20 protein-coding genes and 1 pseudogene are annotated in these 22,087 nt (G+C 38.6%); 19 read left to right on the top strand and 2 right to left on the bottom strand.

Annotated elements, in window-relative coordinates; all coding sequences use genetic code 11:
• Nucleotides 1-37: 37 nt before the first annotated feature.
• From moaC to G3O09_RS18735, 3 genes are all read left to right on the top strand, one after another.
• Entirely contained in the window at nucleotides 38-535 is a 498-nt protein-coding gene (gene moaC / locus G3O09_RS18745) for a cyclic pyranopterin monophosphate synthase MoaC (protein ID WP_163102972.1), read from the top strand.
• A 25-nt stretch (nucleotides 536-560) separates the two neighbouring features.
• Nucleotides 561-1,211, top strand: a complete 651-nt coding sequence (locus tag G3O09_RS18740; RefSeq protein WP_163102971.1) for a redox-sensing transcriptional repressor Rex — start codon at nucleotides 561-563, stop codon at nucleotides 1,209-1,211.
• Between the two features lie 84 nt (nucleotides 1,212-1,295).
• Nucleotides 1,296-1,856 (top strand): GNAT family N-acetyltransferase, encoded by a 561-nt coding sequence (locus tag G3O09_RS18735; RefSeq protein ID WP_163102970.1) that lies wholly within the window; start codon nucleotides 1,296-1,298, stop codon nucleotides 1,854-1,856.
• Nucleotides 1,857-1,900: 44 nt separating this feature from the next.
• Here the strand turns inward: G3O09_RS18735 and G3O09_RS18730 are convergent, their stop codons facing one another.
• Both G3O09_RS18730 and G3O09_RS18725 read right to left on the bottom strand, forming a co-directional pair.
• Complete coding sequence (locus G3O09_RS18730; RefSeq protein WP_163102969.1) at nucleotides 1,901-2,107, bottom strand: YdiK family protein; 207 nt, start codon at nucleotides 2,105-2,107, stop codon at nucleotides 1,901-1,903.
• Nucleotides 2,108-2,152: 45 nt separating this feature from the next.
• Entirely contained in the window at nucleotides 2,153-2,878 is a 726-nt protein-coding gene (locus G3O09_RS18725; RefSeq protein ID WP_163102968.1) for a CPBP family intramembrane glutamic endopeptidase, read from the bottom strand.
• Between the two features lie 327 nt (nucleotides 2,879-3,205).
• Between G3O09_RS18725 and groES the strand changes: the two genes are divergently transcribed.
• The 16 genes and pseudogenes from groES (at nucleotide 3,206) to G3O09_RS18650 (ending at nucleotide 22,084) form a co-directional block, all read left to right on the top strand.
• Nucleotides 3,206-3,490, top strand: a complete 285-nt coding sequence (groES, locus tag G3O09_RS18720) for a co-chaperone GroES (protein ID WP_108672167.1) — start codon at nucleotides 3,206-3,208, stop codon at nucleotides 3,488-3,490.
• 45 nt (nucleotides 3,491-3,535) lie between these two features.
• Nucleotides 3,536-5,158 (top strand): chaperonin GroEL, encoded by a 1,623-nt coding sequence (gene groL, locus G3O09_RS18715; protein ID WP_163102967.1) that lies wholly within the window; start codon nucleotides 3,536-3,538, stop codon nucleotides 5,156-5,158.
• A gap of 491 nt (nucleotides 5,159-5,649) precedes the next feature.
• On the top strand, nucleotides 5,650-6,198 hold the full coding sequence (locus G3O09_RS18710) for a glycerol-3-phosphate responsive antiterminator (protein WP_163102966.1): 549 nt from the start codon (nucleotides 5,650-5,652) through the stop codon (nucleotides 6,196-6,198).
• A 237-nt stretch (nucleotides 6,199-6,435) separates the two neighbouring features.
• Complete coding sequence (locus tag G3O09_RS18705; RefSeq protein WP_163102965.1) at nucleotides 6,436-8,115, top strand: glycerol-3-phosphate dehydrogenase/oxidase; 1,680 nt, start codon at nucleotides 6,436-6,438, stop codon at nucleotides 8,113-8,115.
• A gap of 359 nt (nucleotides 8,116-8,474) precedes the next feature.
• A complete protein-coding gene (gene glpT / locus G3O09_RS18700) occupies nucleotides 8,475-9,836 on the top strand; it encodes a glycerol-3-phosphate transporter (protein ID WP_163102964.1) in 1,362 nt (453 codons plus the stop codon).
• 133 nt (nucleotides 9,837-9,969) lie between these two features.
• A pseudogene (locus tag G3O09_RS23045) lies at nucleotides 9,970-10,122 on the top strand (LVIVD repeat-containing protein); the annotation flags it as partial.
• 308 nt (nucleotides 10,123-10,430) lie between these two features.
• A complete protein-coding gene (locus tag G3O09_RS18695; protein WP_163102963.1) occupies nucleotides 10,431-11,138 on the top strand; it encodes a hypothetical protein in 708 nt (235 codons plus the stop codon).
• 431 nt (nucleotides 11,139-11,569) lie between these two features.
• Nucleotides 11,570-11,794, top strand: a complete 225-nt coding sequence (locus G3O09_RS18690; protein WP_163102962.1) for a hypothetical protein — start codon at nucleotides 11,570-11,572, stop codon at nucleotides 11,792-11,794.
• 1,667 nt (nucleotides 11,795-13,461) lie between these two features.
• Nucleotides 13,462-14,241 (top strand): Flp pilus assembly protein CpaB, encoded by a 780-nt coding sequence (gene cpaB, locus G3O09_RS18685; RefSeq protein WP_240338490.1) that lies wholly within the window; start codon nucleotides 13,462-13,464, stop codon nucleotides 14,239-14,241.
• A gap of 29 nt (nucleotides 14,242-14,270) precedes the next feature.
• Entirely contained in the window at nucleotides 14,271-15,422 is a 1,152-nt protein-coding gene (locus G3O09_RS18680) for a CpaE/TadZ family protein (RefSeq protein ID WP_163102961.1), read from the top strand.
• Nucleotides 15,423-15,433: 11 nt separating this feature from the next.
• Complete coding sequence (locus G3O09_RS18675) at nucleotides 15,434-16,786, top strand: TadA family conjugal transfer-associated ATPase (protein WP_163102960.1); 1,353 nt, start codon at nucleotides 15,434-15,436, stop codon at nucleotides 16,784-16,786.
• Nucleotides 16,783-17,709 (top strand): type II secretion system F family protein, encoded by a 927-nt coding sequence (locus tag G3O09_RS18670; protein WP_163102959.1) that lies wholly within the window; start codon nucleotides 16,783-16,785, stop codon nucleotides 17,707-17,709. Before G3O09_RS18675 ends, G3O09_RS18670 begins: the two co-directional genes overlap by 4 nt.
• Nucleotides 17,710-17,712: 3 nt before the next feature.
• A complete protein-coding gene (locus tag G3O09_RS18665) occupies nucleotides 17,713-18,648 on the top strand; it encodes a type II secretion system F family protein (protein ID WP_163102958.1) in 936 nt (311 codons plus the stop codon).
• Nucleotides 18,649-18,970: 322 nt separating this feature from the next.
• Nucleotides 18,971-19,177: a hypothetical protein gene (locus G3O09_RS18660; RefSeq protein ID WP_163102957.1), complete on the top strand. Its 207-nt coding sequence runs from the start codon at nucleotides 18,971-18,973 to the stop codon at nucleotides 19,175-19,177.
• 22 nt (nucleotides 19,178-19,199) lie between these two features.
• Nucleotides 19,200-20,585, top strand: coding sequence for a vWA domain-containing protein (locus G3O09_RS18655; protein ID WP_163102956.1), 1,386 nt, complete (start codon nucleotides 19,200-19,202; stop codon nucleotides 20,583-20,585).
• An 11-nt stretch (nucleotides 20,586-20,596) separates the two neighbouring features.
• Nucleotides 20,597-22,084 (top strand): hypothetical protein, encoded by a 1,488-nt coding sequence (locus G3O09_RS18650; RefSeq protein ID WP_163102955.1) that lies wholly within the window; start codon nucleotides 20,597-20,599, stop codon nucleotides 22,082-22,084.
• Nucleotides 22,085-22,087: the final 3 nt, after the last annotated feature.

The following is a 22,087-nucleotide window of genomic DNA, read 5'->3' as shown; positions in this document are numbered from 1 at the left end:
AAAAAATAGTGTATCATCATATGGAGAGGTGTTCTTCATGGGAGATTTAACACATTTTAACGAGAGTGGCAGAGCTAAAATGGTGGATGTCAGCAACAAACCTGAAACGGTCAGAATTGCTACTGCTCATTCAAGCATTCTAGTGAACAAAGAAATATATAATAAAATAGCCAATAAAGAAATAAAAAAGGGAGATGTCCTGGCAGTTGCCCAAGTGGCCGGAATTATGGCAACTAAAAGTACACCAACTATCATCCCAATGTGCCATCCAATCCCTATCCAAGGGGTCGATATCGAATTCAATTGGAACCACGAGAATGATGGGTATAGGCTAATTATAGAAGTTACTGTGAAAACAAAGGGTTCAACAGGTGTCGAAATGGAAGCGCTAACAGGTGCAACTGCTACAGCTTTGACCGTATATGATATGTGCAAGGCCCTTGATAAAGGAATGGTCATTGGTCCGACGTTTTTATTGAGTAAAACTGGTGGTGTATCAAGCCCTGATTTTCATAAACAAACAAAGAAGCAATGAGCTAGAGGTTGAAGGAGGGGAATATATGACACAAGAAATGAAAATTCCACAAGCAACGGCTAAACGGTTACCCTTATATTATCGTTTTTTGAAAAATTTGCACTCTTCAGGAAAGCAAAGGGTCTCATCAGCGGAGTTAAGCGAAGCGGTCAAGGTCGACTCGGCAACAATTCGAAGAGATTTTTCATACTTTGGTGCACTCGGAAAGAAGGGATACGGATACAACGTTAATTATCTTTTAAGCTTCTTCCGAAAAACATTGGATCAAGATGAATTGACAAAGGTCGCACTTATTGGTGTAGGAAATCTAGGTACTGCTTTTTTGAATTATAACTTCCTTAAAAATAATAATACGAAAATAGAAATGGCGTTTGATGTTGATCAAGAGAAAGTCGGTACAAAAATTGGTGATGTTCCGGTTTACCATATGGATGATATTGAAAAACGTTTACAAGTTGAAGGAGTTACTGTAGCCATTTTGACAGTTCCTGCTCCAGTGGCACAGCCCATCACTGATCGATTGGTATCCTCAGAGGTAAAGGGGATATTAAACTTTACACCGGCAAGATTGAATGTTCCACCTTCCATTCGGGTTCATCACATTGATTTAGCCGTAGAGCTACAATCTTTGGCGTATTTTTTAAAGCATTATCCTATTGTGGAAGAAACTCTTTAAAGTAAAACAAGATGTAGGTTTTGTTGATAAGGACAAAGCCTACAGCTTTCGTCATAAATAGAGACAAGAATAGGAGAGGAATTAATGGATCCAATATTATTTGATTTTCCGACTGAATTCACAACTGAAAGATTGCTAATCCGGATGCCAAAGTCAGGGGATGGGAAGGTGGTTTACGATGCTATTGTGGCTTCTCTTACAGAATTAAAGCCATGGATGCCGTTTGCTCATAAAGATCAATCCCCTGAGGATGTAGAAGCAAATATTAGGGAGGCTCACCTAAACTTCTTAAAACGGGAGGATTTACGATTGCTCGTTTTTCTAAAAGAAACTGGTGAATTTATTGCCTCATCTGGATTACATAGAATAGACTGGTCGATCCCAAAGTTTGAGATTGGGTATTGGATCGATTCGAGATACAGTGGGCAAGGGTATATGACGGAGGCTGTGGAAGGGATTATGGATTTCGCCTTTTCAGAATTAAAAGCTAGAAGGATAGAAATACGTATGGATACAGAAAATCATAAAAGTCGAGCCATACCGGAAAGGTTGGGATTCACTCTAGAAGGGATTCTTAGGAACAATGGAGTGTCAGTGGATAGTGAAAAATTAACCGACACCTGTATATATGCGAAAGTAAAATAAATAAAATGGGCAACCACAGTAAAATTTGTTGGGTTGCCCATTTTTTATTTTTTCTTCTGAATGGATTTGATTTTTAAATGCAGCATGATCATCCTGAATCCGGATCCAAAGTCGATAGTTGCTAGAAAAATCAATAAAAACGAGAAAAAATTCCAGCCATCAGCAGATACATTTTGCACCGCAAAGACGGTGAAAAGAATCCCTAAGATGATATAAATGAATCCTGTCATAAGGGGTGATTGTCGTCTCATACATTCCTCCAAAATACTGCCTAACAAAGGTTACTGCTTACTATATCAAAATAAGAGAAAAGCCGCAGCCGTTTCTGCCTGCTTAATGAATTCCTCCATCTCTTCTCGATAGCTTTGCATAATCACTACTAGAGTATTCATAGTCATATGAGCAATAATCGGTACAAGGATTCGTTTGGTTTTTACATATAGAAACGCGAACGTGAAGCCCATTGCCGAATATAAGATGATATGAATAGGTTCAAAATGGGCAAAACCAAAGATGACGGAACTTAGAAGTGCTGCAAAGAAGAAATTCATCTTTTTGTACAAAGCTCCAAAAATGATTTTGCGGAATACGATTTCTTCTAAAATGGGACCGATAATGGAACTTACAATCATAACTGCAGGAATGGATTGGATGAGCTCCATAATTCTAAGAGTGTTTTCAGATCCAGGTTCGATTCCAATGGCCTTTTCTATTGAAGCGGCGATAATTTGAGCGAATAAAGCCATAAAGACCCCACCAATCGCCCATAGAGCTGAAGAAGAGACCGAAGCGCGCTGTTCACGTGCTAGCTCTTGCTTTCGCTCGTTTCTTAAAAATAGTAGGACAATGAGGAGAGTGGTGACAAAGCTAATGACGATCCAATATCCACCGGATTTTATCTGTAGCTCCTCGCCTTCCCAACCAAATCCAAGACCGACACCCATCATAATGGGAACTCCAACTATGCTTGAAAGCTGCATCGCTATATATGCAACCAGTATAAACCAATATTCTTTTTTCAATCCTAGTGTCTCTCCTTTTGGATTATGCCAAGTTACACAAGTATGTTGGCTACTCTATTTTTATTGTAGTTACTTACTATAAAAAAGTATTCTTCTTTATTGTACAGTGAGTAGGGACCCCTTTCAAATGTAAGGTGTATAGAAATAATGAATAGCAATGTATAGAATGGGAGATTGGAAGAATCACAATAAAATTCTCTTTAAAATTTTATGGTTTCCTACTTGCAAAAATAAATGGATTTATTTAATATATAAATTGTGTTAGCACTCTAAGACGATGAGTGCTAATAAAGAAAAAGATGGAAAAGAATGAGGAGGTCGTTTTACTTGATTAAACCATTAGGTGATCGCGTTATTATTGAACTAGTTGCTTCAGAAGAAAAAACTGCTAGCGGTATTGTTTTGCCTGATACTGCAAAGGAAAAACCTCAAGAAGGTAAAGTCGTTTCCGTTGGTACAGGTCGTGTGCTTGATAATGGCGAACGTGTTGCTTTAGAGGTTGCTGTTGGCGATCGTATCATCTTCTCAAAATATGCTGGTACTGAAGTGAAATATGAAGGTACTGAATACTTAATTTTACGCGAAAGCGACATTTTAGCTGTTATTGGCTAATTTAATACTTAATTTTATTTTAAACATTTAGGGAGGTAATTTAAAATGGCTAAAGACATTAAGTTCAGTGAAGAAGCTCGCCGTTCGATGCTTCGTGGTGTAGATGCTCTTGCAAATGCAGTTAAAGTAACACTTGGACCTAAAGGACGTAACGTGGTTCTTGAAAAGAAATTTGGTTCTCCGCTTATCACAAACGATGGTGTGACAATCGCTAAGGAAATCGAATTAGAAGATGCATTCGAAAACATGGGTGCTAAACTTGTTGCTGAAGTAGCAAGCAAAACGAATGACATCGCTGGTGACGGTACTACTACTGCAACAGTATTGGCACAAGCTATGATTCGTGAAGGATTGAAAAACGTAACTGCTGGTGCTAATCCAATGGGTCTTCGTAAAGGGATCGAGAAAGCTGTTTCGGTTGCTGTTCAAGAGCTTAAAGCAATCTCTAAGCCAATCGAAGGCAAAGCTTCTATCGCTCAAGTTGCTGCAATCTCTGCTGCTGACGAAGAAGTTGGTCAATTGATTGCAGAAGCAATGGAGCGCGTTGGTAATGACGGAGTTATCACAATCGAAGAATCAAAAGGCTTCACTACTGAATTAGATGTAGTAGAAGGTATGCAATTCGATCGTGGATACGCTTCTCCTTACATGGTTACTGATTCAGATAAAATGGAAGCTATTTTAGACAATCCATATATTTTAATCACTGACAAGAAAATCGGTAGCATCCAAGAAATCCTACCAGTTCTTGAGCAAGTTGTTCAACAAGGTAAGCCTCTATTAATGATCGCTGAGGATGTTGAAGGGGAAGCTCTTGCTACTCTTGTTGTAAACAAACTTCGCGGTACTTTCAATGCAGTGGCTGTTAAGGCTCCTGGTTTCGGTGACCGACGTAAAGCAATGCTTGAAGATATCGCTGCACTAACTGGCGGTGAAGTAATCACTGAAGAGTTAGGCCGTGACCTTAAGTCTGCAACAATTGCTTCTCTAGGACGCGCTGCTAAGGTTGTTGTTACAAAAGAAAACACAACAATCGTTGAAGGTGCTGGTGAGAAAGCTGCAATCGGTGCACGCGTGAACCAAATCCGTGTTCAATTAGAAGAAACAACTTCTGAGTTCGATCGTGAAAAATTACAAGAGCGTCTTGCTAAATTAGCAGGCGGAGTAGCGGTAATCAAAGTAGGTGCTGCTACTGAAACAGAACTTAAAGAGCGCAAACTTCGTATTGAAGATGCACTGAACTCCACTCGTGCAGCGGTTGAAGAAGGTATCGTTTCCGGTGGTGGTGTAGCTCTTCTAAATGTATACAATAAAGTGGCTGAAATCCAAGCTGAAGGTGACGCGGCAACAGGTATCAACATCGTTTTACGTGCGATGGAAGAGCCTGTACGTCAAATCTCTCACAATGCAGGCCTTGAAGGTTCTGTAATCGTTGAGCGCTTAAAGCGTGAAGAAGTAGGAACTGGCTTCAACGCTGCTACTGGCGAGTGGGTGAACATGATCGAAGCTGGTATCGTGGATCCAACTAAGGTTACTCGTTCCGCGCTTCAAAACGCAGCATCTGTTGCAGCTATGTTCCTAACAACTGAAGCTGTAGTTGCTGACAAACCAGAAGAAAACAAAGCTCCAATGATGCCTGACATGGGCGGAATGGGCGGCATGATGTAATAACCACTCAGAAACCTAATATTAGTAGGTTTTCCAAGAGATATTTTTACAAATGCTCATAATAAAATAATTTTTAAAGAAGGTCTCTCATCAGTTTACTAAATTGGTGAGAGGCCTTTTCTTCCATATTGGCAGTCATATGAGCATAGATATTCATTGTGGTGTTTATATCCGACTGACCAATTCGCTACTGAATCTCCTTAATCCCTACTCCTGCTTCAATCACTTTCCTCAATTGAGGGTGCCCTTCATTTCGGTCGAAAATAAAGCCATTGTCCTGGTAAACCATCCTGTTTTTAATTTTGATCTCATTTTGCTTTATCTGAAGTCTTTTCAATAAATTGACTATAGATTCATCAATCTTGATTGTTCGACTGATTCCTTTGTTTTTGGTGTAAGCAACTGGTAGTTTTCAAAATTGTTATTAGGATTATATAAAGTTTTTGCTATATAATAAAATATAAAGTAATTGCCGAAACGGGGCTGGATTGATGGAGCAGGTCATATTGCCAGCTTTTTCTAATATGAAGGAGTTTGAGCAGTTTTTAAAAAGTTCTTATGAAATTGGCGTCTTTTTAGATATGCATATTTCCCAGTTGAAAAATGTGAGTTTATTGGCTAAGGAATACTCCAAAAAAATAATTTACCATGTTGATTTGATTCGTGGGATTAAAAGTGATGAATATGCAACGGAATATATTTGTCAGGAATTTAAACCATACGGGCTAATTTCTACAAAATCAAATGTAATTGTGAAGGCTAAGCAAAAAGGTATAATTGCAGTGCAAAGGATTTTTCTAATCGATTCACATGCATTGGAAAAAAGCTATAAACTTATAGAAAAGACAAAACCGGATATAATAGAAGTTTTACCGGGTGCGATGCCGTGGATAATAAAAGAGGTGAAAGAAAGGTTGAATATCCCTATCTTTGCAGGGGGACTTATTCGTACGGAAGAAGAAATAAAAAATGCTCTTAAAGCGGGGGCATCTGCAATCACAACATCTAATAAGGATCTTTGGACCACTTTCTCTCCCTAAGGTGAGTTGTACATATAACGGTGGCTTAAGTATGTATATCCCTATTATTCAGATGAAAAAAGGATTCAAAATCACCCGTACATATGTTATGATGTATATAAGTTAATAACTAGGCAGGAGATTTGGAGAGACCACAGAATCATTATCGATTTATCGATAGTGATTTTGTGGTCTCTTTTATTTTGCTAAACGCCAAATTATAAAAAAAGTGATTTTTTCTAATAGGGGGAAATGTTGATGATTCTATCAAATCAAAATCGAGTAAAAATTGCTCAAAAGTTAAAATCCGTTAATTATGATGTTCTCATAATTGGTGGAGGCATTACGGGTGCTGGAATTGCACTAGATGCAACTACACGGGGATTAAAAACAGCCCTGGTGGAGATGCAAGATTTTTCTGCAGGAACCTCTAGCCGATCTACAAAGCTTGTACATGGAGGATTACGCTATCTAAAACAATTTGAAGTAAAAATGGTCGCGGATGTTGGTAAAGAAAGGGCAATTGTTTATGAAAATGGCCCACACGTAACAACACCAGAATGGATGCTTTTACCGATTCACAAGGGCGGTACATTCGGAAAGTTTGGTACATCGGTTGGATTAAAGGTATATGATTATTTAGCAAATGTAAAAAAGTCGGAACGTCGATCCATGCTTAATGTAAACGAAACTTTGCAAAAAGAACCACTCATTAAGAAAGATGGGCTTAAGGGTGGGGGATACTATGTAGAATATCGAACAGATGATGCCCGCTTAACAATAGAGGTTATAAAGGCGGCAGCTGATAAAGGAGCAACACTCTTAAACTATACGAAAGTGGAAAAATTGCTTTATGAAGATGGAAAAATCGTAGGGGTTCTTGTTAAAGATCTATTAAGTGGTGATGTTTATGAAATTTATAGCAAAAAGATTGTAAATGCTACCGGGCCATGGGTGGATAATATTCGTGAAAAAGATAATTCAAAAAAAGGAAAAGTGCTTCAACTATCTAAAGGGGTTCATATAGTTCTTGATCAATCAAAATTCCCCTTGAAACAGGCAGTATACTTTGACACGCAGGACGGGCGTATGGTTTTTGCCATCCCACGTGAAGGGAAGACATATGTCGGGACAACAGATACTTTTTACAATGAAGATCCAATCAATCCCAACATGACTGAAAGTGATCGTTCATATATCATTAATGCCATTCATAATATGTTCCCAGAAGTAAATATTACCTTCAATGATATTGAGTCAAGTTGGGCTGGAGTAAGACCTCTAATCTATGAAGAAGGAAAATCCGCTTCTGAAATTTCACGAAAGGACGAAATTTGGGTTTCGGAATCGGGGCTTATTACAATCGCTGGGGGGAAATTAACTGGATATCGAAAAATGGCCGTAGATATTGTGGACCTTATTTGCTCAAAATTAAAAAATGAGAATAATCAAGACTACCCCCGATCTCAAACAAAGAACATGCCAATCTCAGGCGGAGATGTTGGGGGCTCTAAAAACTTTAATAAATTTATATCAACGGAGACCGAAAAAGGAGTTAAATTAGGTTTAACAGAGCAAGAGGCGCAGCATTTGGCTTCTTTGTATGGATCAAATGTACCAATATTATTTAAAATCATCGAGGAAGGTGGGGAAAAGGCTAAAGAATATCAATTACCCCTTAGCCTTTTTTCGAAATTACAGTATTCACTTCAATATGAAATGGCTGTAACACCTATCGACTTTTTTAATCGTAGAACCGGTGCATTACTATTTGATATCAATATGGTTAGAAAATATAAAGATCAAGTTTCCAAATACATGGCAGACTATTTTAACTGGTCATCAGAAGTATCTCTTAAATACCAAAAGGAATTAGAAAATGCAATAATAAATGCATTTGTTCCTGTTGACAAACAAACAGAAGATAACCCCTCTTGATAAACAGGCCAATCCTATGGATTGGCTTACCTTCTTTTTAGGGGTTACCGTCAGGAAAATGCGGATTTACAACGATAAAGATCCATAAATGAATTTGGTTCAGGGAGACCTTTCAAGAAATATGCCGTTAATTGTATCCAAAGATAGACATTCATAATGTTTCAATTTCCCACTCAATCCATTAATTAAAAGTATATTGACAGCGTTTGCAATGAAAGATAAGATAGTAACAACAAGTTAACTATGATGGAGACGAGGAGACTCATACTTTTTGCACTTTCAATTAAGAATGTGCATTTTAAGTATGGGTTTTTTTATGTTTATCTTGTTTTCTTATTTTTATTCGAGGAGGAAAGTAAATGCTTAATCTATTTAAACCTGCTCCACCTATTGACAGATTACCCGCTGAAAAAATTGATTCTGAGTATAAGAAGCTCAGACTTCAAGTTTTTCTTGGGATCTTCATTGGCTATGCAGCGTATTATTTGCTTCGAAAAAACTTTTCGTTAGCAATGCCGCACTTAATTGAGGAAGGATTTTCAAAAACGGAGCTCGGTTTTGCTCTATCGGCTATTTCGATTTCCTATGGAATTAGCAAATTTGTTATGGCCACCATTTCAGATAGAAGTAATCCGAGAATATTCTTACCTGCTGGTCTAATACTTTCAGCAATTGTTAGTTTATTAATGGGGTTTGTCCCATTCTTTACCTCATCTGTTGCCATTATGTTTATTATGCTTTTCTTAAATGGTTGGTTTCAAGGAATGGGCTGGCCACCTTCTGGTCGTGTCCTTGTTCACTGGTTTAGTCTTAATGAAAGAGGAAATAAAACTGCAATATGGAATGTTTCCCATAATGTAGGTGGAGGTTTAATGGCACCACTTGCCGTTGCAGGTGTTGCCATCTTTGCAGGAATGTCAGGGTACTCTACTTCAGGATATGAAGGTGTATTTATTGTACCTGCATTAGTTGCCATTATTGTTGCATTCATTGCATACTTTTTAATTCGTGATACTCCACAATCGGTTGGTTTACCATCTATTGAAGAATATCGTAATGATTATCCAAGTAATTCAAAGAAAACGTTTGAAACAGAATTAACAACAAAAGAAATCCTTTTCAAATATGTTTTAAATAATAAGTGGGTTTGGGCAATTGCTGTTGCAAACATCTTCGTTTATTTTGTAAGATACGGTGTATTAGACTGGGCACCGACTTATTTAAGTGAAGAAAAAGGTTTCGATATGAGTAAGTCTAGTGTTGCCTATTTCCTTTATGAATGGGCAGGTATCCCGGGTACACTATTATGTGGCTGGATTTCAGATAAATTCTTTAAAGGGCGCCGTGGACCTGCAGGTTTTGTATTTATGTTAGGAGTATTGGTTGCTGTTCTGGTTTACTGGTTCAATCCGGCAGGAAATTCAATGGTTGATATGATTTGCTTAATTGCAATTGGTTTCTTAATTTATGGTCCGGTCATGTTAATTGGTCTACAAGCGCTTGATTTTGTTCCAAAAAAAGCTGCCGGTACCGCAGCAGGATTAACTGGATTTTTTGGTTACCTTGGCGGCACAGTAACAGCTAACGCTTTAATGGGCGTTATCGTTGATAAATCTGGCTGGGATGCTGGATTTATGTTATTAACAGCTTCTTGTGTTCTTGCAGCACTTATCTTTGCTCTAACTTGGAATGTACGTGGTCAAGAGGTAGTAAAGCATTAATAATAGAAAGAAGGGATAAAAAGCAACATGTTTTTTATCCCTTCTTTGTTTGTAAATATAGCTATTAAAGGGTTCGAATTTTATACGTTCGCCATTATGATTTACAGTATTACCTGCTCTTTATATAGTATGAAGAACGGTCGATATCTCGAACCCAAGTGAACCGGTACAAATCGGGAAATATGTTCCTGCGGATGCCTATATCTGGGGAGTATTTGTAGATCAAAACTATGTACTTGCCTCTGATATGGGGAGTGGGCTAAAAGTTTTGCAAAAGAAAAATTAATCAAAAAAACGAATCATAGCTCATCTGAAAACCGAAAGCTCCAGCTCCTACTTACAGTAGAAGATGGAGCTTTTACTTTATAAAAAAACGGGAAATATTTGAGAAGTCCTTGTGGTAGAAGTTCACAGAGAGACCTAAAAGGGAGCGAAAGTAAATAACTGCTCTCTTGTTAGACACCTATGTTAAATTTGTGTCCAAGAAACATTCATCATAAGCATTTTTATCTCGCCTAACTAGGGTAGATTTGGGCGATATGACTCTTGTAAAAAAATTTAAAAACCTTCATATTGAATGAGTGGAGGTGTGATATGCGACACGATATAGAACCAAATGAACGAGCTTTCTCTTCAAAGGAGGTGGCAGAAGAAGTGGGAATTGCAACTCCCACAGTTCGAAAGTATGGCCAAATCTTAGAGCGGAATGGATATGAGTTTTTGAAAGATGGCGACCGACGTATCTTTGTTCAATCTGACATTAGAGCGCTTATAGCGTTGCGCGATACGGACAAGCCCCTAGACGATACAGCTAAAGATCTTGTGGAACAACAAAAAGAAAGATTAGAAGAATCCAATGAAACAGAGATAGCGATAAACGATACAAATGAAAATTCACTACACGACCCTAATCAATTAAAAGAGGTCTTAATGTTTTTAGCCAATGAACTTGCAGCCACACGTGAAATGAATGTCCAACTGACAAACGATATGTCACAGCTTAAAACAAGGGTTTCCCAGCTCCAGCAAGACCATCATGTTATTAGTTCAAGTATTGGAAATTCAGCACAAAGGACTAATGCTAAAATTGAAAAATTAACTGACCAACAAAATTCCCATTATGAAATATTGCTGGAACAAGAAAAACATAGAAGTGAACTCTTGCAAAAAGAAATACAAATGATGCGGGACGAACAGAAAAAAGAATGGAATTCACAAAATGATTTTAATAAACGCTTAGAAGAAGCGGTTCAAAAACGTAAATCAATATGGGAAGAGATTTTCTCCTTATTCCGTAAATAAGGTACCTGTTAAGTTTATTGTTAAACTGTGTAAAGAATTGTGGAAGCAAATTATTTATATAGAAATATTTGAGCCAAAAACACGATTCATCCAAATAGAGTTTCTTAAGATAGGGGATCAGCTCTTTTTTGTACTTTAAGAAAGTAAAAATTGGCAGCAAAGAAGAAAGGCGACGTCGTGGCCAATTTTAGGATTAAAGTATAAGTGCAAATAGGCAATCGCAAGCAGCTTGGCTTGGTGCTAGCCCAGTTTTCTAATGTTTTGTATCGTTGGGCGATATAACTTGCAAATAAATTCAGCACTTTTATGTTTAATAGCAGAGCAGGGTTCGATATATATAAATGAATTACATCGAAATGAATGAGTAATTACTTTTAAAGAATTGAGAAAGAAGTGGGATGGAACACACCCTGTTCAAAAGTGGTCAAAACTTGATTAAATGGATATGTTTTTTAAAAGATGGTAATGTGCCGATCTATATTCATTTCGACAATGAATCGCTTATATCGTTAAGCGACACGGACAAGCATCTAGAAGATATAAACATAGCGATGCCCGATACATATGACAATTCAACCCATAGACCCAAACAAATAAAAGAGGTTTTTATAGTTTTAACCAATGAACAAGCTGCCACTTATCAGGGGAATGTATAAATGACAAATGATATTTCTCAGCGTTAAGGGTTTCCAAGCTCAAGCAAAATCATAATTCCCCTAAATATGTTTCTCAAGTAAGGGGGGATCGGTTCTGTTTTTATTTCGTATCGCTGGGCGATATAACATGCAAATAAATACACAGGACCTTCATCTTTAAAGTGAGGTCCGTTATGAGACTGGATATACATCAGAATGAATCAACATCCTCTTCCAAGACAGAAGGATTGGAGTTATAACACCCACTGTTCCAAATTATGTTTAATACATAGAGCGAAATGATATGAGCTTTTAAAAGATGGCATTGGCGTCTCTTTGTTCAACCCGATAGCGAAACTCTTGTAGCGTCTTGCAATACGGACTAGCAGCCTAGACGACAAAGCTAAGACTTTGTAAATTAAGAAAAAGAAAGATTAGAAGGAACTAATGAAAACAGAGATAGAGATACTCGTTACGTATGACAATTTAATTAGGCCTCCAAATCAAAAATAAAAATGCCTTTGTTCCGACTATTCATATTCATCATTTTTCAAATTTCTACAATTTCCCGAGAAATATCTACAAATTCTGAGTAAATATCGACAAAATTAGAAGCTAATAAAAGCAATTTTTCTTTGCCGATAAAAGGTGGACATGCTATAGAATTCAAACTTTTTAAGGAAAGAGCTTTATAAAGATGTTAAAGGTGTCAAAAAACAGATAAAAGAAATGCTTAATCTTAAAATAATCTATTACACCATACTTTTCTGCTCGAGGTTGTCCCAAATGACAAAGGTAAACATGCCGAGCAGTTTCTTCCTTTATTCTCCTATCCTATAGAGATCAATGATGACTTCCGTATCAGTATCCTTGCTGTACATGTGGCCACATTACATCCATTCTTCTTTAAGCTCGACATAGTTATATATTTCTCTATTAAATTCAATCCAATATCTTTCATTTTCGGAAGATAGAGGCGCTGACTTCCCTTCCCTACATATATGATACTTAATCTCCTAAAACCCAAATTCACATATTCATGGAATACCCTTCATCAAAGGGAGCTCTATGGATAATTGTTTGATTCATTTCCCTTACTTGATCTTTAATCTCTTTATTCAGTACCCAGGAAAGACTGCTTAAATATCCTACAAACTCGGACACTGCTTTTCACTTTAATTTTTGTATTGTCGTATGCAGACCGACTTCAATAATTTTTGCGATTAGAAGAAAGTCGGCGAAGTCGCCAATTTTAGGAATAAAGTAAGTTTCATCGAACACCATTTTTATTAATTTAGGACATCTAATACGGGGAGTTTTATAAAAACGGCCCCTATGTGTTGAGGGAGTTTCTTGAAAAATGATTAAAAAGATTCATAAAATTTAACATTTGTAACATTATATGTTCCTATTTACCTAATTTTGGATGAAGAGAGTTTAAAAAGAAAGATCAGTAAAAGGATGAAAATTCTGGAAATTAACCTTATTGACTAAGAACTTGGGTTGCTTTAGTACCAGACAAGATTCGACATGACTTTGACGCTGTAAATAATTAATGATACTTAATGAGTAGGTTTGTTATTTTTTATTATCCAAAATTTGATTTCTTTGGGAATAAATCGAGGTAAAAAGTAACAGCATTACATTAAATATCAGTCACTTTGGTGTCTTAGGAGAGAAGATGCAGGATGTTAGAGTCAAAAAGAAGAGCGGTCATATTTTTAATGCTGGCCTTTTTATTAGCGGCAACTGCTGGATACATGGTGCTGCAGAAGGTCAAAGATTTGAATTCAGAACTAGGAGGAATGACCAAAATCTATATAGCAAACGGAGATATTCCAGCTAGGACGCTCATTCAAAGCAATCAAATCACGACAACAGAAATACCAAATAAATTTGTGAATCCTTCACATGTTTTGAATAAGGAAGAGTTGTTAAACCAAGTGGTTGTGGTCCCGTTGGGCGACAAAGAAATCATTACGAAAAATATGATAAAACCATATTCAAACTTACGTAAGGAAGACAATCGATTGGTGGCAATGTATCCATCGGAAAAAGTGCAATTTGATCAGGTTGTGGAGTTCATGGATCGGGTGGATATCATTGTTTCGACCAAGGAAGGAAATGTTCCAAAGACTGAAGTGTTCATGCGGGATGTTCCCGTTGCCTATGCGGATATGAAAAATAAACAATTTTCAGGGGTTGCATTGGAAGTGAGCGCGGAGGATGCTCCAAAACTTATCCATATCCAAAACTATGCTGACAAGGTAAGGGTTTTAAAAGCGAATGTTGGGAAAGCGGATGAACTCGATACGGAATCTGAAGCTTCAGTAGAGGGTGAAACAACATCTACTGGATCAGCTCCGGCTTCCAAAACAACAAACTCTAACGTTACCACTCAGTCAACAACCAAGCCTGCATCAACACCAGCAAAACCAGGTACAGGACAAACGGATAAACCGAAATAATTTGAGAAGAAGCCAGAAGAGGGATGACCATGGAAGAGAAATTAAACATACTTTTAGTCAGTGATGATGAAAACATCCATAACCAGCTATTAAACGCTTTTTCTGACCAATATTCCATCCAGCATATACAGCCGATAGATGTGATTAGAGAGATTCATCGTGACGTCCGAAATATCATTATATTTGTTCAGCCAGAGAATGATATTTCAGTAGAAAGCATCCAGTACATAACATCGATCAGTCCTACCACACTTGTCATTTATATCAGCAAAACTTCTGATTTTACTACTTTGAGAAGCGTGACAAGAGCGGGAGCGGCAGAATTTTTTGTCTATCCTGATGAACTAAGTTTATTGATTAGTAGATTTCCTACCATTTGCACAAATTATGAAGTTCATAAGACGAAAAACGAAAAAAAAATTTCTTCTTTCTCGAGAGGAAGGGGTCAGATCATCTCTGTCTTTAGCAATAAGGGAGGTGCGGGAACTTCCATCTTGGCATCCTCTTTTGCCCAGACACTAAAACTTGAAACGAATGCAGAAGTTATTCTCATTGATTTGAATTTGCAGTTTGGCGGTACGGAAACGTTGCTGTCGATTGATTCTAATCGTTCCATCGCTGATTTGTTGCCAGTTGCGAATGAATTGAACGAAAGCCATATAAGGAATGTGGCCCAAAAAATTCCTTCTTCCAAATTGGATGTGTTATTGAGTCCATGCGATGCAGAGTTAGCCGAAACATTGACAGATGAATTTATCGCAAAACTGCTACGTACTTGCCGACGGAGTTTTGATTTTGTGGTAGTCGATCTGCCTTCCCATATAAATGCTCAGGTGGTCACAGCATTAGAGGAGTCTGATCGAATCCATTATGTGCTGACACCAGATACACCTTCTTTAAAGCTATTAAAGCAATTCGAAGACTTATCAATGAGACTTGGCATCGAATTGCCATCTCGTACATCTATCCTTCTAAATAAAACAGGCAAGGAAAATGAAGTCCAAGAGAAAGATTTGAAAAATATCCTCCGTTTCCCAATTGGAGGAACAATCCGGTTAGATTACAAAGGTCTTCAACCTTTTATTAATAAGGGAGAGCCAGTGCGGAAGATTCCCAAAGAAAGAAGGTTGATTCCTTTTGCCAAGGATGTTCGAAAATGGGCTTTGACAGCGGTGAAGTAGGAGGAAGATCGATGACGTCCATATTTGATAAAAGAAAAGAAAGAATGACCGGTCTGGCAAAGATTCAATCGTACCAATATGAAAATCATCTTGTGGATGAACTAGTCGATCATTATAAGGCTAGACTACTCCGGGACACAAACCTTGAGGTGTTAACCAAACTGTCACAAGGTGAAATGCGTTTAAGGATCGAACAGTTGGTCAGTCAATTCATGTCGGAGGAAAGAACGGTCATTTCCCGGCATGATAAGGAAATATTGATTACTAGAATATTAGACGAATCGGTGGGGTATGGGCCGCTGGAGCCGCTCATTAATGATGAGACAATTACTGAAATACTTATAAATGGTTGGAACGAAGTATATGTGGAAAAGCTCGGGAAGCTTGAATTGACAGATATCGTGTTTCGAAGTGATGAACATGTACGACATGTGGTTGATCGAATCGTGGCACCGATTGGGAGGAGAATCGATGAAAGCTCTCCTATGGTAGATGCTAGATTGCCAGATGGAAGCCGTGTAAATGCAGTCATTCCTCCAGTCAGCCTTAACGGGACACTTGTTTCCATCCGGAAGTTCAGGAAAGATCCATTTAAAATGGATGATTTTTTATCCTTTAACACGCTCAATTCAGCGATGGCTGAGTTTTTGAAGGCAGTCGTGACTTCCAAGCTGAATATTCTAATCTCTGGAGGGACGGGTAGCGGTAAGACGTCCTTGTTGAATGTATTGGGAACTTCAATACCTTTTGGTGAACGGGTCGTGACAATTGAAGATTCAGCAGAATTACGATTGAATCGCCCGAATGTCGTCGGGATGGAAGCCAGGCCTGCGAATGTGGAAGGCAGCGGTGAAATTTCGATACGACAATTAGTGAAGAACGCCTTAAGGATGAGACCTGACAGGATCATCGTTGGTGAGGTTAGAAGCGGTGAAGCATTTGACATGCTTCAAGCCATGAATACAGGTCATGAAGGATCATTAACGACTGTCCATGCCAATTCCCCAGATGATGCACTACGAAGGGTTGAAGCTATGGTTGTCATGGCAGGAATGGAACTGCCTAGCCATATTATTAGGGAATACATTGTTGGGGCACTGGACATTATTATTCAGGCTACTCGATTGACGGATGGTACAAGGAAAATTGTATCCATCTCAGAAGTTTCCAAGAAATCAGATGGAACACATGAGGTAAAGGACATTTTCATTTTTAAACGTACTGGTATGAGAAGTGATGGAACGATAGAAGGCTATTTCACTCCAACTGGCCAAATTCCGCAATGCTTAGAAAAGCTTTCCTATTTCGGTATAAAGATACCTGATACAGCCTTCACCGAAGTATATGGGGAGGTGGGCATGTGATCGCCGCTTTCATAACGACCGCTGCTGTTTTTGTTTCCATTATTGCTCTTTATTTTCTTTTAGATGTGAGGAAAGAAAAGAGGGAGTGGAAAAAAAGAGTCAATCATCTTTACCAGGATGGAGAAAAGAGGAAGAGTGCCATCGTCCTCTTAGGGGATCGGTTCGATCGAGCAGAATATGCCAAGCCAATCCAAAAAAGGCTGTCAGAAGCAAATATTCCCTTCACGCCTTCAGAATATATCGGTGCTCTTGTAGTAGCGTATATGGGAGTCATTATTGTCCTAAATAATTTTTTTAGTATAACATTCCCTATCAATTTCATTTTGGCAGGATTGGTATTAGAAGGGGTTAAAAAGCTTATTTTCCTTTTACGGAAAAATAAGATGAAGGAACGTTTTATTGAGCAACTCCCTCAAATATGCAGGACACTGGCCAATGGCACTAGGTCGGGAATGACACTGACACAAAGTATCAATTTGGTAGTCCAGGAAGTAAGTCAACCAGCAAAAGGTGAGTTTAAGAGAATGGCAAACGAGTTAGCTCTCGGAATCGACTTTACGGTTGCTCTCCGTTCTATGGAAAAGCGGATAGATAGCAGGGAATTCCGTTTGTTCGTAGCGACCCTGTTGATTCAGAAAAAAGCCGGTGGAAACCTATTCGCGGTATTGGATGAAATGGGCCAGACGTTAGAAGAACGGAAGTTGCTCCAGCAAGAAATCAAAACCATGACGGCGGAACAAAGATATGTTGCTTATATTGTCCCTGTCATTCCCATTTTTCTAGTGTTAATGATGAATAATGTGATAGATGGATTTTTAGATCCCTTATTTTCTGGGTTGGGCATCATCTTATTTTTACTTTTCCTAACGGGGACCGTCCTTACTTTCATTCTTGTAAGAAAAGTCACGAATATAAAGGTGTGAAAAATGGATGGATTAATTGTAATCATACTATTTCTTACGTTGCTTTTTTTAGCTCTATCCTTACGTAGCTTTTACACTTATTTCGTCTTGAAGGAAGAGTTAAAGGAAGAAATTAAGCAAAAGAGTTTTCACTCACAATTTGATTTGAAAAAGAAGTCTACGAAAAAAGAAAAGATCCTAACAAAAATCTTCCGGTATGCAGATGACTTCTCAGAATTTGGCCAAAGAATCAACTTTTTTAGTGAGAATGAGGAAATTCATAGACTGCTTATGCAGGCAGGATTTCCGTATCACCTTACTGTGGCTAGATTCCAAGGGCTAAAAATGTTCTTGATGATTCTTGGGTTAATTATAGGTGGGATTAGCCTAGTGCTACAGTTCCCGTTTTCTCAAGTAGCTGTCATCGTATATCCCCTTTTAGGGTATTTCAGTGTCATTTTTTGGCTAAGAGGAAAAGCAAGGGCCAGGCAAGAGGAATTATCCTTTCAACTCCCTGACTTTTTGGATACGATGAGTGTCACCTTGCAAGCGGGTGTCGGGTTGGATCAAGCTCTGAGGGATATTGCACCTTATTTCGAAGGTCCTATCCAGGAAGAGTTCGGACGGTTTATCCAGGAAACGGATGTAGGGGTTCCTAGGCCACAAGCTTACCAAACATTATTGGCCAGAAATGACAGTAAAGAGTTTCAATTACTCATTAAATCTCTTATTCAAGGAGAGCGCCTTGGAGTTCCCATATCCAAGACCTTCAAGCAACAAGCAGAAGAAATGAGAAAAATAAAGAAAGAAAAAGTAAAAGAAAAAGCGGCAAAAGCATCTCCGAAAGTTACATTGATTACGACTTTCCTAGTGATGCCTTCAGCTCTAATTCTTATTGCTGGTTTAATGTTAATCAATATGTTCAACGAAAATAGCAATCTATTTGATTTGTTTAAATAAGTAAGGCTGTTTTCGAAAAGTTTGTTACTTTTTTGGTGTAATTAAACTTTAACTATCTGAGTTGATTGTAGCGGAGGGCACTTGACTCATCGAAAATGCATTCGCATTTCCTTCGTGCGGTGTTTTTCGAGGAAGATTATTCAATGTCCTGCGGGAAATAGAGGGAAGTGGGAGACCCCACAGGCGGTAACGCCGAGGAGGCTCCCATCACTCCCCGCGGAAAGCGAGTGCCAGGAGCGGAAATCAACGGACAAACTATTATAGTTTAAAACAACAATCTATGCGAAAAGAGCAAAAAAACATAAAAGAGGAGAGAGACAAAATGAAAAGAAAAATGCAGGAATTATTTGTGAAGATGATGTACCCGGTGAAAAACGAAAGAGGAGCACAATCTTTAGAGTGGCTTGGTTTAGCAGCACTGTTAATCTTGGTGTTAGGTATTGTATCCCAAGCAGTAAGTAAGCAAGAAGCAGGAATTGGAGAGGTCATCACAAAGATCATTAAGAAAATTACGGAGATGGTAGGCTAATTCAAAAAAAGGTGGGGAAACGATGTTGAAGTTTAAACACCTATTTGTTTCTTGCTTATTTGCTACGCTCATCCTAAACGGGTGCAGCAAGGGTGAGCAAATAAGTGAAGTGAAAGAGGAGAAACAAGTAGCCGCTTCAGAGAATCCAGATAAAAAAAATGAGACTGAGAACTCAACAGAAGATGAAATAGAAGTAGAAGTGGAACCTCTACCAAACAGTTATCAAGAGCTTGAGATGAGGCCGGTTGGAGAATACAACGACTTTTCTTTCTTTTTAAACGATGAGGATAAGAAGATGGTGGTCGAGACTTTTAGTGGTCTACCTGATCTTTCTAAAGAGTCCACTAACAAGGAAATGGATCAATTTTATAATGAACTATTAAGCCAAGTACAAGAGGAATATAAAGGACCTGAAGAAGCAATCAGACAGCTCAAGTTTCAAGCGATAGGGGATCCACAAATGAAGGACTCCCGCTATCAATTTAAGGAAAACTTGAACGTTGAAATCATCCTGGATGCTTCGGGTAGCATGGCTCAGAAGGTGAATGGGACCGTGAAGATGGAAGCCGCTAAAGAATCCATTATGAAGTTCGTTCAACAATTACCTAAAGAAGCTAAAGTGGGACTGCGTGTTTATGGACATAAGGGAAGCAATGCGGATTCCGATCAGCAGATTTCCTGTTCAAGCAGTGAAATCATGTACCCAATTTCTACCTATAATGAGACACAATTCACATCATCACTTGGCAAAATCAAACCAACTGGCTGGACTCCAACAGGTTTGGCGTTGAAGGAAGCGCAAAAGGATTTATCCCAATTTGATGGTAAAACAAATACAAATATTGTCTATTTAGTAAGCGATGGAATCTCTACATGTGAGGATAACCCAATTCAAGCTGCCAAAGATCTTTATTCTTCTAATATCTCACCCATTGTAAATGTCATAGGGTTTGATGTAGATAGTAAAGGTCAGAACGAATTAAAACAAATCGCTGATGTCACAGAAGGCCTCTATGCAAACGTTGCAGATGAAAGTGAATTGAACGAAGAACTAGAGAAAATAAATAATCTTGCTGAGACTTGGAAGCAGTGGAAAAATGATGGCCTACAAAGGCTTGAAGGGAAAAAAATCCAAAATGATATAGATATCTTTGTCTATATCACAAAGGAAGAAGTCAAAGCACAGGATGAATACGACACTATATCGCTAATCGTATTTGTTCTTTGGGAGCAAGGCCTAATTACAGATGAGGCCAAAAAATACTTAGATGAAAAAAATAGCGAATATCACGATTGGATTAAAGCGGAAGTTGAAGCCTTTAAAGCGGAATTAAAAACGTTAAATGAAAAGAGCTATATCGATGCGATAAAGACCTTGGAAGAAAAGTATCAACAAAATACTCAATAGGTGGGAGAGACATGGGGCAGCATAAGAAATTAAGTCGAATTGCCAGTGTATTCATGGTCGTAACTCTCTTGTTTTGGACATTCTTCCCGTATATTGCGCTTGCAGGCTCGTTTATCACACCAGGAAAAGCAATTGATCCAGGAAAAGCAGTACAAGGAGGAAAACCGATCAGTGGGGGAAATTTCATTATTCCAGGTCAAGTATATACACCTGGAACCCCTGCTAATCCTGGGGGTACTAATGGAACCTCGGGTCAAATAATCTTTCCGGCTCTTCCTTACCATAATGGTGTCTTTATTATCCCAAATTCTCCGCCGGTACCTCCAAGCATAGCGTTTACCATGCCTGGTTTAAATGTAGGGAATGCAAGTGATCCAGGAAACCCCGTCACTTCTGGAAATGGGCAAAATGGAGGAAATGGAATTGAGGGTGGTAAACCTGGTAGCACAGGGAAAGGACCGAATGGTGGGATAGGATTAAATGATGGCCAAGGATTGAACGGAGGTCAAGCGTCGAATGGCAGTCAAGGTTTGGTCGGCGGCCAAGCGACAGGTGGTGGTCAAGCTACGAAAGGCAATTCGGCTTTAGGAAATGGAACGACACCTAATGGTGCTGGTGGAAATGAAGCAAAAGGAGACAATAGTGCCTCAAAGGGTAATGGCTCTGAAGGTTTAAACGCAAGCCTGGGTAACTTCCTTATAGAAAAAATGGGTGAAGCGAAAGACCTTTTCTTTAAAGGGAATGATGCGCTAGAAGGGATTGTCGCGCAAATGTCCGGCTTCAGATTAACGGAGTTGAGCGATGGACGCTATCGAATCGAAGGTAAGAATAGATTTGCAAGCAACATGTCGTTTTTTGAAGGAAAGCTATACAGTTACCTTAATAAATTTCAAAATAACCAGGTGATTCTTAAATCAAAGAGCAACGGGGAAATCATTTTGCGTTCAAGTAAGAAGATTTCTCAAAATGCTGTAGAAGCTTTCACAAAGAATAATTTCAACTTTGCGAAATCCATGTCAGCCGAACTAAAAAATAATTGGTCATTTACAGGAAGTAAGTTCTGGGGTCCAAAGGAATTATTGAAAGGAAATGGACTGACCAATATTCTATTATCAACTGGTGGGACGCTTTACGATTACACATTTGGTCCAGACAAAGGAAAAATGGCGTCAACTGATTTTGCAGCTTCACTTTCCTCTGATGTGACTATCGGGATTGGGACAGCAGCAGTAAGTACAGGAACTGGTATCTTGGCTTCCGCACTTGCAGGAGCAGCGACGGGATCGGTGGTGCCAGGAATCGGAACTGTTGCAGGAGCTGTAGCAGGCATTGTCGTGACTGGTTTCTTAAATAACACCTCTACAGGTCGCAAAATTAAAGATGGTGTTAAGTCAGGATTCAAATGGGCATATGATGGAATCGCTTCTGGTGGAAAGAAGCTGGCTGATAAAATCAAAAATAGCTCATTCGGTTCGACGGTTGCTGGGTTTTTTAAATAGAAA

It is taken from the genome of Peribacillus alkalitolerans, assembly GCF_010882125.1.
Classification (GTDB): domain Bacteria; phylum Bacillota; class Bacilli; order Bacillales; family DSM-1321; genus Bacillus_BN; species Bacillus_BN alkalitolerans.
The sequence above is the reverse complement of the archived record's forward strand: the minus strand, read 5'-3'. Positions and strand labels throughout refer to the sequence as shown.

Coding starts and splice junctions, on each gene's coding strand:
- groL (WP_163102967.1), top strand. CDS start 3,536: ATGGCTAAAGACATTAAGTTCAGTGAAGAAGCTCGCCGTTCGATGCTT.
- G3O09_RS18655 (WP_163102956.1), top strand. CDS start 19,200: ATGTTGAAGTTTAAACACCTATTTGTTTCTTGCTTATTTGCTACGCTC.
- G3O09_RS18705 (WP_163102965.1), top strand. CDS start 6,436: ATGATTCTATCAAATCAAAATCGAGTAAAAATTGCTCAAAAGTTAAAA.
- G3O09_RS18695 (WP_163102963.1), top strand. CDS start 10,431: ATGCGACACGATATAGAACCAAATGAACGAGCTTTCTCTTCAAAGGAG.
- moaC (WP_163102972.1), top strand. CDS start 38: ATGGGAGATTTAACACATTTTAACGAGAGTGGCAGAGCTAAAATGGTG.
- G3O09_RS18680 (WP_163102961.1), top strand. CDS start 14,271: ATGGAAGAGAAATTAAACATACTTTTAGTCAGTGATGATGAAAACATC.
- glpT (WP_163102964.1), top strand. CDS start 8,475: ATGCTTAATCTATTTAAACCTGCTCCACCTATTGACAGATTACCCGCT.
- G3O09_RS18740 (WP_163102971.1), top strand. CDS start 561: ATGACACAAGAAATGAAAATTCCACAAGCAACGGCTAAACGGTTACCC.
- cpaB (WP_240338490.1), top strand. CDS start 13,462: ATGTTAGAGTCAAAAAGAAGAGCGGTCATATTTTTAATGCTGGCCTTT.
- G3O09_RS18660 (WP_163102957.1), top strand. CDS start 18,971: ATGAAAAGAAAAATGCAGGAATTATTTGTGAAGATGATGTACCCGGTG.
- G3O09_RS18710 (WP_163102966.1), top strand. CDS start 5,650: ATGGAGCAGGTCATATTGCCAGCTTTTTCTAATATGAAGGAGTTTGAG.
- G3O09_RS18665 (WP_163102958.1), top strand. CDS start 17,713: ATGGATGGATTAATTGTAATCATACTATTTCTTACGTTGCTTTTTTTA.
- G3O09_RS18675 (WP_163102960.1), top strand. CDS start 15,434: ATGACGTCCATATTTGATAAAAGAAAAGAAAGAATGACCGGTCTGGCA.
- G3O09_RS18650 (WP_163102955.1), top strand. CDS start 20,597: ATGGGGCAGCATAAGAAATTAAGTCGAATTGCCAGTGTATTCATGGTC.
- G3O09_RS18735 (WP_163102970.1), top strand. CDS start 1,296: ATGGATCCAATATTATTTGATTTTCCGACTGAATTCACAACTGAAAGA.
- G3O09_RS18730 (WP_163102969.1), bottom strand. CDS start 2,107: ATGAGACGACAATCACCCCTTATGACAGGATTCATTTATATCATCTTA.